Raw genomic sequence first — 15352 nt, 5'->3', positions numbered from 1 at the left:
GGGGAGAAAATAAAAAGGAGAGCGTATTTATGAGAAAAAGATTGGGAGCAGCTTTCATGGCAATGGCAATGGTATGTGCAGGATTAACCGCATGCAGTTCTGGTTCTTCCACAAATGCGCCGGCTGAGACAAAGGCCGAGACCAAAGCAGAGGAAAAGGCAGAAGAAAGCAAGGACGAAGCAAAAACTGAGGATGGAGCAGAGAAGAAAGACGGTGGTTATGTCATCGGTCTGGCTATGAACACCCAGACAAACCCATTTTTCGTAGACGTAAAAGACGGCGTTCAGAAGGCTGCAGATGAGCATGGAATTGAACTGTATATTACCGATGCACAGGACGACCCGACCATCCAGATGAAGGATGTAGAGAACCTGATTACCAAGAATCCGGATGCAATCATCATCGATACCTGTGATTCCGATGCAATTGTTTCTTCCATCGAAGCCTGCAACGAGGCAGGCATTCCGGTATTCACCATGGACCGCGAAGCCAATGGCGGCGATGTGGTTTCCCACATCGGTTACGATGCAATCAAATCCGGTAAACTGGCAGGACAGTTTCTTGTAGACTCCCTTGGTGGAAAAGGCAAGATCGTAGAGCTTCAGGGAATCATGGGAACCAACGTTGCACAGCAGCGTTCCGAAGGTTTCAACTCTGTGATTGCAGAGAATCCGGATATGGAAATCGTAGCTTGCCAGGTCGCAGATTTTGACCGTGCGAAAGCAATGAGCGTTATGGAGAACATCCTTCAGGCAAACCCGGAGATCGATGGTTTATATGCAGCAAATGACGAAATGCTGTTAGGTGCACTGGAAGCTATGGATGCAGCAGGCAGAACCGAGAGCATCGTAAAAGTAGGTTGTGATGCAATCGATGATACACTGGAAGCAATCAAGGGCAAACGTGTTGAGGCTACCATTGCAGAGCCGCCGTTCTTCCTTGGAAAAGCAATCCTGAACACCGCGTATGATTATCTGGAAGGCAAAGAAGTAGAAGCTCATGTCGTTCTGGACAACCAGCTGGTAACCCAGGAGAACGTAGATACCCTGGTAACCAAAGAGTGATCGAACATAAAAAACAGGATATGAGATAAGGGCAGGGGCCGTCGGAGAAGATCCGACGGCTCTTTCGTGTCCAGGTGCATCGTTTAGGCAGATTGTCTGTGAATTGCAGCCTTGTATCCGTTTTTACGCTGTGTTATGATACAAAGGAATTGCACCTTGGCGCGAACGAGAGAAAAGAAATGGAGAACGTTTCATGCAGGTATTGAATCAGGATATCAAAACAGGACAGTTTAAACAGATCTATCTATTATATGGAGAAGAAGCCTTCCTAAAAAACAGCTACAAAAACCGCTTAAAAGAAGCCATCATCGGCGATGACACCATGAACTTTGCCCGGTTTGAGGGAAAGGGACTCGATGTGAACGAGCTGATCCGGCTGGCAGATACCATGCCATTCTTTGCGGAGCGCCGCCTCATTCTCATTGAAGACAGCGGATTTTTCAAAAGTGCATCCGATGCCCTGGTGCAGTACCTTCCGTCCATGCCGGACACCACCATCTTGCTATTCGTGGAGAGTGAGGTCGATAAGCGCAACCGCCTTTACAAGAAAGTCAAGGACATGGGCTATGCAGCAGAATTAAACCGCCAGGACAGCGCCCAGCTGGCCCGATGGGCAGGCGGGATCCTGGCAAGGGAGCAGAAAAAGATCACCAGCCGCACGATGGATTTATTTTTAAGCATGACCGGGGATGACATGGAAAACATCCGCATGGAGCTAGAAAAGGTCATCAGCTACACGCTGGGGCGCGATGTCATCACCGATGAAGATGTCATGGCGGTCTGCACGGTGCAGGTCACAAACCGCATCTTCGATATGGTTGCAGCCATTGTAAACCGCCAGACCCGGAAAGCTATGGACCTCTACGAAGACCTCCTGACCTTAAAAGAGCCGCCGATGCGCATTCTCTTCCTGATCGCGAGACAGTTTAACCAGCTGTTGCAGGTCAAAGAGCTGATGGCAAAGGGCATGGACAAGGGAAGCATTGCATCGAAGCTCAAAATGCAGCCATTTGTGGTAGGAAAGGTCATGCCGCAGGCCAGACAGTTCAGCCGGGAGCAGATCCTTTCGTACGTGGAATCCTGCGTGGAGACAGAAGAAGCAGTGAAGAGCGGACGGCTGCAGGACCGGCTGGCGGTGGAGCTGTTGATCACGAAGGAGTATGGAAATTAAAAAAATCGTTGTTATTTTCTTGCTTTTTTCCTACTTTCCTTATACCATTATAGCTGTGTGGTGATTTTGTGTGATAGCAGCACAACACAAATTATCACAGCACTACGATATATTACAAACAAGCTGTCGAACAACCGCGAAACAAGTCGCACGAATCTGTTTGCCCTGGCATTCAGTTTGCGTTAGAATAAAGACAGCGTTGAAAGGAGAACGGAAATGAACGGAGCAGACATCCGTTTTGTACATCTCGGAATTACGATCGAGCATCTGAAAAGCAGTATTTCAGTATTCGGATTCCGGATTGCGTTTTATGGCATCATCATTGGAATCGGAATGCTGGCGGGCATATGGATCGCCCAGTCAGACGCGAAGCGAAGGGGACAGGACCCGGAGCTGTATCTGGATTTTGCACTGTATGCGATCATTTGTTCCATTATCGGTGCAAGGATTTACTATGTGCTTTTTGAGTGGGATTACTACAAAGAGAATCTGCTGCAGATCTTTAATCTGCGGGCAGGCGGCCTTGCTATTTACGGCGGGGTGATCGCCGGGGCCATTACCATGATCGTGTATACCTGCGCAAAAAAGGTATCATTTTTCTCTATGGCAGACACGGGTGTACTGGGACTGGTAACCGGGCAGATCATTGGCCGGTGGGGAAATTTCTTTAACTGTGAGGCGTTCGGCGGCTATACAGACAGCCTGCTGGCTATGCGGATCAAACTTTCGCTGGTAAATGACAATATGCTCAATGCAGATGTTTTAAGTCACAAGATCGTGGAAAACGGGGTGGAGTTTATTCAGGTGCATCCGACCTTCCTCTATGAGTCCTGCTGGAATCTGTGTCTGTTGCTGTTTATGCTCTGGTTCCGGAAGCACAAGCAGTACGATGGGCAGATGCTCTGGATCTATCTGTGCGGTTACGGACTGGGGCGTTTCTGGATTGAGAGTCTTAGGACCGACCAGCTCATTTTATTTGGAACCGGACTTCCGGTTTCCCAGGCACTGTCGCTGGTACTGATCCTGGCTGCTGCGGGTAATCTGATCTGGAGAGGCAGAAAAAAGAAGACCGCATAAAATAAAACATCCCATTGTCGGGCATGTGTGTATGAAAAGGAACGAAACGGGAATGAAAAGCATGCTGCAGGTTGGGATTACAAATGCCATAAAACATGTCACATATTGGACGTGATACAGCTGGAAAAACAGATTCTGGCCAAAAAGCTGTGTCACTGGATACCTGGAGGAAGCGGGCATGGAAATTTCCAAGGAGGAGCTGGTGGTGTGCATCGAGAAAGCCAGAAAAAAACTGGAGGACAGTATTGAAGGAGGAGCTGAGTATTCTTATATCTACGAAAATAGTGTAGAGCTCGACCGCCTGATCGAGATCTACATCGCTATGGAATACTGAAAATGAAGATCCTTTGCCGGGCGCGCATGTGTGGACGGCAGCGAAGTTTAGGAGACTTTGTAAGGGAAACATCCGCAAATGATAAGAGGGTGTTTCCCTTTTTTACTGCAGAATTGGAAAAACCTTTTGATTCTTACGTTTTTCCTTAATTTTCCATTGCTTTTTTGTGAAAAAAACTTGCTATTTTTTTACGCATGTACTACACTTATGTTACAAGTGGTGGAAAGTGGCGCAAAGTGGTTCGAAATGGTACAAAAGTGTAGGACAAGGGTTTTGTCGTGGCTGCTGCTCATGGATATGTGAACAGCAGACAGCACGCATTCGGAATGCGCACGGTGCAGGCGAAGCAGGTGATGGAAGATGTTCATGGGTGAATACAATCATACAGTGGACGCGAAGGGCAGGTTGATCGTCCCTTCCAAATTCAGGGAACAGCTTGGAGACGAATTCGTGGTAACGAAGGGGCTCGATGGCTGTTTATTCGTCTATGAAAACACCGAATGGAAAGCTCTGGAAGAAAAACTGCATGCCCTGCCGCTCACCAATGCAAACGCACGAAAGTTTTCCCGTTTTTTTCTTGCGGGCGCTACCACCTGTGAAGTAGATAAACAGGGACGGATTTTGCTCCCGGCCGTTTTGAGGGAATTCGCCAAGATCGACAAGGACGCAGTGTTAGTCGGCGTGGGAAGCCGGATTGAGATCTGGAGCAGAGATAACTGGAATCAGTCGAATACCTACGACGACATGGAAGAAATTGCAGAGAATATGGAGGGTCTTGGAATTTAAATGGCATTTGAGCATAAATCAGTATTACTTTATGAGACAGTCGACAGTCTGAACATCAGACCGGACGGCATTTATGTAGATGGAACCCTTGGCGGGGGCGGACATGCTTATGAGGTCTGCAAACGCTTAGGGGAGCACGGACGCCTCATCGGCATCGATCAGGACGCAGATGCGATCGCAGCTGCATCGGCGCGTCTTTCCGAGTTTCAGGACAAGGTTACCGTAGTGCGGAGCAATTATGAAAACATTGCTTCGGTGCTTCATGACCTTGGCATTGAAAAGGTGGACGGCATTTATCTGGATCTTGGTGTTTCCTCTTACCAGCTGGATACAGCATCCAGAGGGTTTACCTACCGGGAGGATGCACCTTTGGACATGCGTATGGACCAGCGCAATCCGCAGACTGCGGCGGACATTGTAAACAATTACAGCGAAATGGAGCTTTACCGCATCATCCGCGATTACGGGGAGGACCGCTTCGCAAAGAATATCGCAAAGCACATCGTGCGGCAGCGCCAGGAGAAGCCTTACGAGACCACCGGGGAGCTCATCGAGACCATTAAGGCAGCGATTCCGGCAAAGATCCGGGCTACGGGCGGGCATCCGGCCAAGCGTACCTTCCAGGCGATCCGCATTGAATTAAACCACGAGCTGGATGTATTAAACCGCTCTATTGACACCATGATTGATCTTTTAAATCCGGGCGGTCGTCTGAGCATCATCACCTTCCACTCACTGGAGGACCGGATCGTGAAAAAACGCTTCCGGGACAATGAAAACCCGTGCATCTGCCCGCCGGAATTTCCGGTATGTATGTGCGGCAGAAAGAGCAAGGGCACGGTCATTACCAGAAAGCCGGTCGTGCCTGGGGAAGAGGAACTGGAATACAATAAACGTTCAAAGAGCTCTAAGCTCCGTGTATTCGAACGGGCGTAAGAAGGGTGCAGCAAGCTGCACGTATCCGAATGAGCCTAAGTGCGGTGCCGTAAGATCAGCTGCATCGTGAAATAGTAAGCTACAGATTTATAAATATAAAAAGGGAATGTTACGTTAAGAGGAAAAAGGAGGAATGGGTATGGCTTCGCACAGAGCAGCAGGAAAAAACCGCTATGTGTATGGAACTGCCGCCAGAGATCTGGCTGCAGAAAGGGAACGGACAAGAGAACGGAGAGTTGTGCAGTACCGCCAGAATATGAGCCATACTGTCAGAAAAAACCAGGAAAAGGCACTTCAGATGGACCTGCCTTATGTGATCATGCTGACACTGGCTACCTTCTGCACACTGTATATCTGTGTGGGGTATCTGCATGTACAGTCTGCCATGACTGCCAAGATCCATAATATCGAGGGACTGGAGCAGGAGTTAGAGCAGCTTCGTTCGGAGAATGACGCCCTTCAGACCCGGATCAACACCGACATGGATCTGGACCATATCTACAAAGTGGCAACAGAGGAGCTCGGCATGGTATATGCCAACCGTAATCAGGTATTATTATATGATAAAACGGAAAGTGAGTATGTAAGACAATATGAGGACATCCCAAAACACTAATCAGCATTCACAAAAGGGAGAGAGGAGAAGATCCGGCGTGCGCCGGGTCTTCACAACATATATGCAGGAAAAGCTGGCGGTCACGGTCATTGTGATTACGCTGGCTTTGTTTGCATTAATCTATGTGTTATATCAGATCATGACTACAAAGCAGGACAGCTATAACCAGATCGTGCTGTCCCAGCAGCAGTATGACAGCCGTGTGCTTCCTTACCGGCGTGGCGATATCGTGGACCGCAACGGAACGTACCTTGCAACCACGGAGAAGGTGTATAACCTGATCATTGACCCAAAGCAGATCATGTCCGCGGAGGAGGATTACCTGGATGCGACCGTAACGGCCCTGGTAACCGTATTTGGCTACGATGACAGCGAAATGCGCAGTCTGATCCGTGATAACTCGGCAAAGGCATATCTGCGCTATGCAAGACAGCTTTCCTACGATCAGAAGGAGGCCTTTGAGCAGTACCAGTCCGATACCAACAAGGCCAATGCCAAGGCGGATTCCAAGGCCCGGGTCAAGGGCATCTGGTTTGAGGATGAGTTTAAGCGCATTTACCCATACAATTCCCTGGCCTGCAACGTGGTGGGTTTTGCTACCAGCGATGGCGGAACGGGAAACGGCGGCATTGAGCAGTCCTACAACGATTCCCTGATCGGCACCAATGGCCGGGAATACGGCTATTTAAACGATGAATCCAATCTGGAGCGTGTCATCAAAGCCGCCCAGAACGGAAACACGGTGGTTTCCAGTATCGACGTGAACATTCAGAATGCAGTGGAAAAGCGCATCAATGAATGGATGGCAGAGACAGGCTCCGAGCATGTGGGTGTCGTGGTCATGAACCCGAATAACGGTGAAGTTCTGGCCATGGCGAATGACAGTATGTTTGACCTGAATAATCCGAGAAGTGCGGCAGACAGCTTCAGTGAGGATGCGCTCCGGGAGCTGGGCTTAAAGGAGGCCATGCAGACCTACAACCGCCAGCACAGAAAGACCGATGGCAGCACCATCACCATGGAGCAGGTGCCGGATCATTTCTCGTCAGACGAGATCCGTTCCTATGGCCTGCAGGTGGCCTGGAACCAGAAATGGAGAAATTACGATATCAGTGATACTTACGAGCCGGGTTCCCCATCTAAGATCTTTACGGTAGCGGCTGCACTGGAGGAGGGTATCATTTCCCCGAACGATACGTTTTACTGTGACGGCTACCAGGAGGTAGCGGGGCACCAGATCAAGTGTACGGCCTTTAAAAAGGGTGGTCACGGTATGCTGACGGTGGCAGAAGCGCTGATGGTTTCCTGCAACGATGCCATGATGCAGATCGCAGCCAAGACAGGAGCGGAAACATTTGCACGCTACATGAGCTCCTTTGGCTTTGGTGAGAAGACCGGAATTGACCTTCCGGGTGAGTCAGATGCCAAGGGTCTGGTAAGAAGTGCTTCCGAGATGAACTCTGCGGACTTAGCGACCAACTCCTTCGGCCAGAACTATAACTGCTCCATGATCCAGATGGCAGCAGCCTACTGTTCCGTGATCAACGGAGGTTCCTACTATGAGCCACATGTGGTAAAACAGATCTTAAATGACCAGGGCTCTGTGGTAAAAGAAGTAAAGCCGAAGCTGGTGCGTGAGACTGTTTCTGAATCTACCAGCAACTTCATTAAGGATGCCTTATTCCGCACGGTTTCCGAGGGAACCGGTAGAGCTGCAGCGGTTGAGGGCTACGAGATTGCCGGAAAGACCGGTACGGCAGAGAAAATCCCGCGTTCCGCAAAGAACTATCTGCTTTCCTTCTGCGGTTTCGCACCGGCCTATGACCCGCAGGTACTGGTATACGTCATTATCGACACTCCGCATGTAGAAGACCAGGCACATAGCTCTTATGCAAGCGGTGTATTTTCTAAAATCATGGGTGACATTCTTCCTTATCTGAACGTCTTCCCGTCTGTCGATTTTGAGGCGCAGCAGAGCGAGGCAGCAGCGCAGCTTCCGGAGGCTGAGGGCATTACCGACAACACCGGCACTACGCCGGAGCCGGAGACTGAGCCGAAGGTATACGAGACGGAAGAGTATGTGGAGCCGGGTGCCGATTCTGACCTGCCGGAGGATGTGCCGGAGAGCACGGAGGCAGATGGAACGGATGAGACAGCCGGAAGCGGCTATGTTCCACCGGCCCAGACAGTCCCGGAAACCTCTGCTTCGGAAAGCAGCGCAGCAGAGAGCTCTGGGGCAGCAAATGAAGAGAGCACTGGTGCTGCTGGCACAGGAAGCACGGGTTCCGCTAATGCAGGAAGTACAGGTACCGGAACCACAGCTGCGGCAGGCGCAGAAAGTACCGGTGCAGCAAAGACAGAAGACTCTGCTGCAGCCGGAACGGAGAGTAAAGCAGCTTCCACGGCAGCCGGAAGCTCCGGGCAGGAGCGCGAAACCATGAGCAGTACTTCTGCTGCCGGAGAGTGAGCACTGCCGGAGTGCAGCATGACTGTCATCTGGACGGAAAACTGCTTAGGGCAGAATAGGATATCCCGCTGCTTCATACAATAGAATAAGAATGACCGTCCAGGGAGCCGGCATGGGAAGCTTTCAATTTATGGATATACAGCCAAAACGGGAATATGATTTCCTGACCCATCACCGGAAAAGAATAGCCGTTCTGTCTGGCCTGCTGTGCCTTTGCATGGTGGGACTTACAGGGCGGCTTGTGTTTCTTATGATGTACCGGGCCGATCACTACAGTGAAATGGCAGAAGACCTGCACCAGCGGGAGCGCTCGATCAAAGCAGCCCGGGGGCGTATTCTGGATGCAAATAAAACGGTGATCGCAGATAACCGGACTGTCTGTACGGTTTCGGTGATCCACAACCAGGTGGAAGATCCGAAGCAGGTGATCCACAGTCTTTGTAACGCCTTGGGGATGGAGGAGGCACCAGTCCGCAAAAAAGTGGAAAAGCGCAGCTCACGGGAGATCATCCGGACCAATGTAGATAAAGAGACCGGTGACCAGATCCGGGAAATGCATCTGGCTGGTGTGAAGGTAGACGAGGACTATAAGCGTTATTATCCCTTCGATAGCCTTGCTTCAAAGGTATTAGGCTTTACCGGCGGGGATAACCAGGGAATCATTGGCCTTGAGGTTGCCTACGAGCCGGTTTTAAAGGGAACGAACGGCACGATCCTCACGATGGCGGATGCGGCCGGGATAGAGCTTGAAAATACGTTTGAGGAGCGGATCGAGCCGGTGGCAGGAGCAGATCTTGTTACCAGCCTGGATGTGAACATCCAGCAGTATGCCCAGCAGGCAGCACAGGCCGTGATGGAAAAAAAGGGTGCAAAGCGGGTGTCGGTGATCGTTATGGATCCCCAGAATGGGGAAATTATGGCAATGGTCAATGTGCCGGAATTTAATCTGAACGATCCGTTCACATTAAATATAGAAGAGCCGCCTGGGATTTCTGCGAAGGAAAAGCAGGAGCTGTTAAACCAGATGTGGAGAAATCCCGCCATTAATGACACCTACGAGCCTGGCTCCACCTTTAAGATCATTACTGCGGCGGCGGGGCTGGAGGCGGGCGTGGTGTCCCTGACAGACCACTTTTCCTGTCCGGGCTTTCGTGTGGTGGAGGACCGGAAGATCCGGTGCCATAAGGTTGGCGGGCATGGCAGTGAAACATTTTTGCAGGGAGCCATGAACTCCTGCAACCCGGTCTTTATCGATGTGGGGCAGCGCCTTGGAATTGACCGGTATTATGATTATTTTACGCAGTTTGGACTGCGGGAGAAAACCGGGATCGATCTTCCGGGAGAGGCTGCCACCATCATGCACAGGAAGGAAAACATGGGACTGGTAGAGCTGGCAACGGTATCGTTTGGGCAGTCCTTCCAGATCACGCCCATCCAGCTGATCACCACAGCGGCCTCCATCATCAACGGGGGAAGGCGGGTGACGCCGCACTTTGGCGTTATGGCAGTTGGAGCGGATGGGAGCGTGATCCGCCGTTTTTCTTACCCGGAGGGCCGCCGGATCCTGTCTGAAGAAACAAGCCAGACCATGCGCTATGTGCTGGAGCAGGTGGTGGCAGAGGGCAGCGGAAAAAAGGCGGCGGTGGCCGGGTTCCGCATTGGCGGAAAGACGGCTACCTCGGAAAAGCTGCCGCGCAGCCTGAAAAAGTACATTTCTTCTTTCGTCGGCTTTGCCCCGGCAGAGAATCCGCAGGTGATCGCGCTGATCACGATCGATGAACCGCAGGGGATTTATTACGGGGGGACCATTGCGGCACCGGTGATCGCAGACATCTTCCAGAACATTCTTCCTTATCTGGGAATCAGCCGTGACACATCACGGGAAGAAGAAAGTTAAGCGTTGCTGTTTGCGCAACGCGTGAACAGCAACAATCAAACCGTAATATGGGTGAAAACTTTGACGCAAACAGCCTTGCAAAGAAAATAGAAAAGACGTATACTTATGCATATGCGTAGCGGCCTTTTTGTGCCTTCGCATAATACATAGAGAACGTAGGAGAGTATCATGATTAACGAAACCATTCTTGCGATCATTATCGCATTTGCAGTCAGCGCGATCCTCTGTCCGGTCGTGATCCCGTTTCTGCATAAGCTGAAGTTTGGACAGCAGGTCCGTGAGGACGGTCCCCAGGCCCACTTAAAGAAGCAGGGCACACCCACCATGGGCGGTCTGGTATTTTTGACTGCGGTGGTGATCACCTCCCTGTTATATATTCGCGATTACCCGCGCATCATTCCGGTGCTGTTTATGACAGTGGGCTTTGGCATCATTGGTTTTTTAGACGATTATATCAAGATCGTTATGAAGCGTTCTGAGGGACTTAACCCGGTGCAGAAGCTCATCGGACAGTTTGTGATCACCGGCATTTTTGTTTATTATTTAGTGTGCTCCGGCGAGGTGGGAACCTCTATGCTGGTTCCGTTTACCGGCGGGTTTGAGCACGGGATCTACTTAAATCTTGGTATTTTGTTCATTCCGTTTGTGTTCTTTGTAGTGCTTGGCACCGACAACGGCGTGAATTTTACCGATGGACTGGACGGTCTGTGCACCAGCGTGACCATTCTGGTCGCAACCTTTTTAACCATCATTTCCATCGGCGAAAACAGCGGCATCAGCCCGATCACCGGGGCGGTCGTTGGAAGTCTTCTTGGATTTTTACTGTTTAATGTCTACCCGGCCAAGGTGTTTATGGGTGACACCGGCTCCCTGGCACTGGGCGGTTTTGTGGCATCCAGCGCCTTCATGATGCAGATGCCGTTATTTATCCCGATCATCGGCCTTATCTATCTGGTTGAGGTATTATCGGTGATTATGCAGGTTTCATACTTTAAGGCAACCCATGGAAAGCGTATTTTCCGTATGGCGCCGATCCATCACCACTTTGAACTAGGCGGCTGGTCTGAGACCCGGGTGGTTGCGGTATTTTCCATCGTGACCGCGCTGCTCTGCCTGGTGGCATATCTGGGATTGTAGTATCGAAGGACAGGAGGTATATGAGATGAGTCAGAAAGTATTAGTGGCAGGTACCGGAAAGAGCGGTATCGCAGCAGCAAAGCTTCTTCTCGCCATGGGCGGCGAGGTTGTGCTTTACGATGGCAACGACAAGCTGGACCCGGAGAAAATCAAGGAAAATTTTGAGGAAGACGCAAAGGTTACGATCGTATTAGGGGATTTGACAAGACCGGACCTGTTAGGGGTGGAGCTTTCTATCATCAGCCCTGGAATCCCGTTAGATGCACCGTTTGTCCCGGTCCTGGATGAAGCAAAGATCCCAATCTGGAGTGAGATCCAGCTTGCCTACCATGTAGCGAAGGGAAAACTCATTGCTATTACCGGAACCAACGGAAAGACAACGACCACGGCCCTGACCGGGGCCATTATGAAGACCTTTTTCGACGAGGTGTTCGTGGTAGGAAATATCGGTATCCCGTACACGGAGGTGGCGCTGGACACTACCGAAAAATCCGTGACGGTGGCAGAGGTTTCCAGCTTCCAGCTTGAGACTATCATGGATTTCCACCCGAATGTCAGTGCAATCTTAAATATTACCCCGGACCATTTAAACCGTCACGGGACCATGGAAAATTATATTGAGGTAAAAGAGCGCGTGGCTGTGAACCAGACAGAGGATGACTGCATTGTGCTGAATTACGATGATAAGGTTCTCCGCGAGTTTGGCGAGAAGAAGGAGTTAAAGCCGAAGGTGTTCTTCTTCTCCAGCACCCAGACCTTAAAGGAAGGCATGTACTTAGATGGCGATACCATGATCTATGCGCATGACGGCAAGAAAGAGGAAGTGCTCAATGTAAAAACGGATATGCAGCTTTTGGGCAAGCATAACTATGAGAACGTCATGGCAGCAGTGGCCATGAGCATCCGCATGGGTGTGCCGATGGACTGCATCCGCAAGGCAGTTAAGGAGTTCAAGGCGGTAGAGCACCGCATTGAGTTTGTTCTGGAGCGCTCTGGAGTCCGCTATTACAACGACTCCAAGGGAACCAACCCAGACGCTGCGATCCAGGCAATCCGCGCAATGCCGGGACCGACTGTTCTGATCGCGGGCGGCTACGATAAGCACAGCGAATACGATGAGTGGATCGAGGCGTTTGGCGGTAAGGTAAAATATTTGGTGCTGATCGGCCAGACCCGCGACAAGATCGCAGAGTGCGCAAGAAGCCATGGCTTTACCGACATCATGTATGCGGAGGATATGCCGGAGGCAGTGCGTGTCTGTGCAGCCTATGCCAATGCGGGGGACAATGTCCTCTTATCCCCGGCCTGCGCAAGCTGGGGCATGTTCGATAACTACGAGCAGCGCGGCGAGATTTTTAAAGAATGTGTAAGAAACCTGTAGGAGGAGGATTATGGCAAAGAAGAACCGGCCGAAACGGTTTTATGATTACAGCCTGCTGTTCTGTATCATATTCCTGATGGTATTTGGACTAGTCATGATCTACAGTGCCAGTTCTTATACTGCGCAGTTAAAGTTTAACAATGCCGGCTACTTTATGATGCGCCAGTTAACCTTTGCGTTGATCGGTCTGGGTGCTGCCCTGGTGATCTCTAAGGTGGATTATCACTGGTACGCCAGACTGTACAGGTTTGGATACTTTATCTCCTATGTGCTCATGATCGCAGTAAGCCTTGTGGGAAGAGAGGTAAACGGAAAAAAACGATGGCTTGGAGTTGGTTCTTTCAGTTTCCAGCCAACGGAGGTTGTAAAGATTACCCTGATTGTATATCTGGCGGTCCTGATCACGAAGATGGGATCTGAGATTAACGACTGGAAAAAGGTGATGAAGGTTGGCCTGCTGCGTGCACTTCCGATCGCAGCCATTGTTGGGGCGAATAACTTAAGCTCCGGTATCATTATTGTCGGAATTGCGTTTGTGATGCTGTTTATAGCGAGCCGCCATAAGGTGCTATTTTACGCAGGCGGTATAGCTGCAGCTGTGGTGGTTGCAATAGCCGGACCACTGGCAATTTTGCTGGAGAAGATCAAGGTGTTAAAGCCGTACCAGTTAAGTCGTATTCATGTGTGGCTGTCCCCGGAGGCATATCCGATGGATGGCGGCTACCAGGTGCTGCAGGGCCTTTATGCGATCGGCTCAGGTGGTTTGTTCGGAAAAGGGCTGGGAGAGAGTATCCAGAAGATGGGCTTTGTGCCGGAGGCACAAAACGATATGATCTTTTCCATCATCTGTGAGGAGCTTGGCTTTTTTGGGGCACTCTGTGTGATCATGATCTTCCTCTTTCTGATCTCCCGCTTTGTGCTGATCGCGAACAATGCGCCGGATCTTCTGGGGGCGCTGATCGTAGTAGGGGTTATGGCACACATTGCGATCCAGGTCATCTTAAACATCGCGGTAGTAACCAATACGATCCCGAATACCGGAATCACGCTGCCGTTCATCAGCTACGGAGGTACATCTGTTATCCTGCTGATGGCCGAGATGGGAATGGTACTTGGTGTGTCGAACCAGATCCGTCTGGAGCGGTAACCAGAGAACCGGAACGTACATAAGATAAAGCAGGAAGTATTTGTTTGCGGCTTTAGCTTATGCTACAGGAGGGATCGGCGGGTGTCTGTGCTTCGGATAGAAGGGTTACACAGTCTGGATGGAACAATAAAAATACAGGGTTCTAAAAACGGGGTGCTGCCGGTCATGGCAGCATCTCTTCTTCATAACGGAACCACGGTACTGGAGCATATCCCCAAAATACAGGATGTTTTCTGTATGTTGGGGATTTTGAACGCTCTGGGGGCAGAGTGCAGGATGGAGGAGGAGCGCCTCATCATTTCGGCAGGCTCCATAGACAATACAAAAATACCGGCAGAGCTTGCCGGGCAGATGCGATCCTCTGTGATGCTTCTCGGGCCTCTTCTGGCACGCTTTGGAATGGCAAAAAGCAGCCTTCCGGGCGGCTGCCGCATCGGAAAACGGCCGGTGGATCTTCATATCCGCGGGCTTGAGGCGCTGGGAGCAACTGTTCTGATAAAGGATGATGAGTTGTCTGTGCAGTGTCCGGGAAAGGGCCTTACGGGAACCAGGATACAGCTTCCGTACCCGAGTGTGGGAGCCACGGAAAATATTCTGATGGCTGCAGCCGGGGCAGAGGGGGAGACGGTTCTGCAAGGCGCAGCCAGGGAACCGGAAATTGTGATTCTCTGCGACTTTCTGAATGCACTTGGTGTGCCGGTGGAGGGGGCGGGAACACCAGTGATCCGCCTAAAGGGAAAACAGTCCCTTCACGATACGGTTTTTGCACTTCCGGGTGACCGGATCGTGGCAGGCACCTATGTGGGCGCTGTGCTGTGTGCGGGTGGCAGTGTGTTTCTAGAGCATGCCCCGCTTGACCATATGGGGAAAACCCTGTGGGCAGCAAAGCAGATGGGAGCAAGGCTGAGCCCTGTGGAAAACGGGATCTGGGTTGTCTGTAAGGAAAGACCACGGCCGGTAAAGCTGGAAACAGGGCCATACCCGGAGTTTCCGACCGACATGCAGTCGGTGATGCTGGCGGCGGCCTGTCTTGCGGATGGAACCTCTTACATCCGTGAGAACGTATTTGAGAGCCGGTTTTGCACAGCAAAGGAATTGCAGAAACTCGGTGCCCATATTATAATAGAAGATAAACTTGCGGTTGTGTGTGGTGTGCCTTTGCTGCGTGGAGCGCAGGCAGAGGCAGCGGACCTGCGGGGCGGTGCTGCCCTGGTGGTGGCCTGTCTGGCAGCGGAGGGGGAGAGCCTGGTTTCGGGCTATGGGCATATCAGCCGCGGCTACGAGGATATCAGCCGGGATCTGGCGGCTGTTGGGGCGCGGATCTCGCTGGTCTGAACCT

The 15352-nt window shown here is 51.1% G+C and carries 13 protein-coding genes; all 13 read left to right on the top strand.

Going from position 1 to position 15352, the window contains the following annotated elements:
* Positions 1–29: 29 nt before the first annotated feature.
* The 13 genes from DW922_RS04645 to murA all read left to right on the top strand — a co-directional run bounded on the left by DW922_RS04645 (position 30) and on the right by murA (position 15348).
* Entirely contained in the window at positions 30–1064 is a 1035-nt protein-coding gene (locus tag DW922_RS04645) for a substrate-binding domain-containing protein (protein WP_118543465.1), read from the top strand.
* Between the two features lie 193 nt (positions 1065–1257).
* Positions 1258–2235, top strand: coding sequence for a DNA polymerase III subunit delta (gene holA, locus DW922_RS04640; protein ID WP_118725967.1), 978 nt, complete (start codon positions 1258–1260; stop codon positions 2233–2235).
* 216 nt (positions 2236–2451) lie between these two features.
* Entirely contained in the window at positions 2452–3312 is an 861-nt protein-coding gene (lgt, locus tag DW922_RS04635; RefSeq protein ID WP_118725966.1) for a prolipoprotein diacylglyceryl transferase, read from the top strand.
* Between the two features lie 178 nt (positions 3313–3490).
* Positions 3491–3646 carry a Spo0E family sporulation regulatory protein-aspartic acid phosphatase gene (locus tag DW922_RS04630; RefSeq protein WP_118718945.1) on the top strand — a complete coding sequence of 52 codons (156 nt, stop codon included), beginning with the start codon at positions 3491–3493 and terminating at the stop codon, positions 3644–3646.
* Between the two features lie 360 nt (positions 3647–4006).
* The gene (mraZ, locus tag DW922_RS04620; protein WP_118718949.1) at positions 4007–4432 is read left to right on the top strand and encodes a division/cell wall cluster transcriptional repressor MraZ; all 426 of its coding nucleotides are present in this window, start codon (positions 4007–4009) and stop codon (positions 4430–4432) included.
* A complete protein-coding gene (rsmH, locus tag DW922_RS04615; protein ID WP_118725965.1) occupies positions 4433–5368 on the top strand; it encodes a 16S rRNA (cytosine(1402)-N(4))-methyltransferase RsmH in 936 nt (311 codons plus the stop codon). It begins immediately after the preceding gene.
* 139 nt (positions 5369–5507) lie between these two features.
* Entirely contained in the window at positions 5508–5984 is a 477-nt protein-coding gene (locus tag DW922_RS04610; protein WP_243032053.1) for a septum formation initiator family protein, read from the top strand.
* Between the two features lie 37 nt (positions 5985–6021).
* A complete protein-coding gene (locus DW922_RS04605; RefSeq protein WP_347560263.1) occupies positions 6022–8451 on the top strand; it encodes a penicillin-binding transpeptidase domain-containing protein in 2430 nt (809 codons plus the stop codon).
* Between the two features lie 217 nt (positions 8452–8668).
* Entirely contained in the window at positions 8669–10348 is a 1680-nt protein-coding gene (locus DW922_RS04600; RefSeq protein ID WP_347560267.1) for a penicillin-binding transpeptidase domain-containing protein, read from the top strand.
* A 168-nt stretch (positions 10349–10516) separates the two neighbouring features.
* Positions 10517–11485 carry a phospho-N-acetylmuramoyl-pentapeptide-transferase gene (mraY, locus tag DW922_RS04595; protein ID WP_118725962.1) on the top strand — a complete coding sequence of 323 codons (969 nt, stop codon included), beginning with the start codon at positions 10517–10519 and terminating at the stop codon, positions 11483–11485.
* A gap of 25 nt (positions 11486–11510) precedes the next feature.
* Entirely contained in the window at positions 11511–12866 is a 1356-nt protein-coding gene (gene murD / locus DW922_RS04590; RefSeq protein ID WP_118718955.1) for a UDP-N-acetylmuramoyl-L-alanine--D-glutamate ligase, read from the top strand.
* Between the two features lie 10 nt (positions 12867–12876).
* Entirely contained in the window at positions 12877–14013 is a 1137-nt protein-coding gene (locus DW922_RS04585) for a putative peptidoglycan glycosyltransferase FtsW (RefSeq protein WP_118725961.1), read from the top strand.
* An 81-nt stretch (positions 14014–14094) separates the two neighbouring features.
* A complete protein-coding gene (murA, locus tag DW922_RS04580; RefSeq protein WP_118725960.1) occupies positions 14095–15348 on the top strand; it encodes a UDP-N-acetylglucosamine 1-carboxyvinyltransferase in 1254 nt (417 codons plus the stop codon).
* The last annotated feature ends 4 nt before the right edge of the window (positions 15349–15352 follow it).

It is taken from the genome of Clostridium sp. AM42-4, assembly GCF_003480105.1.
In the GTDB taxonomy this organism is placed as follows: domain Bacteria; phylum Bacillota; class Clostridia; order Lachnospirales; family Lachnospiraceae; genus Brotaphodocola.
This window is presented reverse-complemented; position numbering and strand designations above follow the sequence as displayed.

What these genes read in the sequence shown, in the direction of transcription:
- DW922_RS04645 (WP_118543465.1), top strand. Translation starts at nt 30, where the DNA reads ATGAGAAAAAGATTGGGAGCAGCTTTCATGGCAATGGCAATGGTATGT.
- holA (WP_118725967.1), top strand. Translation starts at nt 1,258, where the DNA reads ATGCAGGTATTGAATCAGGATATCAAAACAGGACAGTTTAAACAGATC.
- lgt (WP_118725966.1), top strand. Translation starts at nt 2,452, where the DNA reads ATGAACGGAGCAGACATCCGTTTTGTACATCTCGGAATTACGATCGAG.
- DW922_RS04630 (WP_118718945.1), top strand. Translation starts at nt 3,491, where the DNA reads ATGGAAATTTCCAAGGAGGAGCTGGTGGTGTGCATCGAGAAAGCCAGA.
- mraZ (WP_118718949.1), top strand. Translation starts at nt 4,007, where the DNA reads ATGTTCATGGGTGAATACAATCATACAGTGGACGCGAAGGGCAGGTTG.
- rsmH (WP_118725965.1), top strand. Translation starts at nt 4,433, where the DNA reads ATGGCATTTGAGCATAAATCAGTATTACTTTATGAGACAGTCGACAGT.
- DW922_RS04610 (WP_243032053.1), top strand. Translation starts at nt 5,508, where the DNA reads ATGGCTTCGCACAGAGCAGCAGGAAAAAACCGCTATGTGTATGGAACT.
- DW922_RS04600 (WP_347560267.1), top strand. Translation starts at nt 8,669, where the DNA reads ATGGTGGGACTTACAGGGCGGCTTGTGTTTCTTATGATGTACCGGGCC.
- mraY (WP_118725962.1), top strand. Translation starts at nt 10,517, where the DNA reads ATGATTAACGAAACCATTCTTGCGATCATTATCGCATTTGCAGTCAGC.
- murD (WP_118718955.1), top strand. Translation starts at nt 11,511, where the DNA reads ATGAGTCAGAAAGTATTAGTGGCAGGTACCGGAAAGAGCGGTATCGCA.
- DW922_RS04585 (WP_118725961.1), top strand. Translation starts at nt 12,877, where the DNA reads ATGGCAAAGAAGAACCGGCCGAAACGGTTTTATGATTACAGCCTGCTG.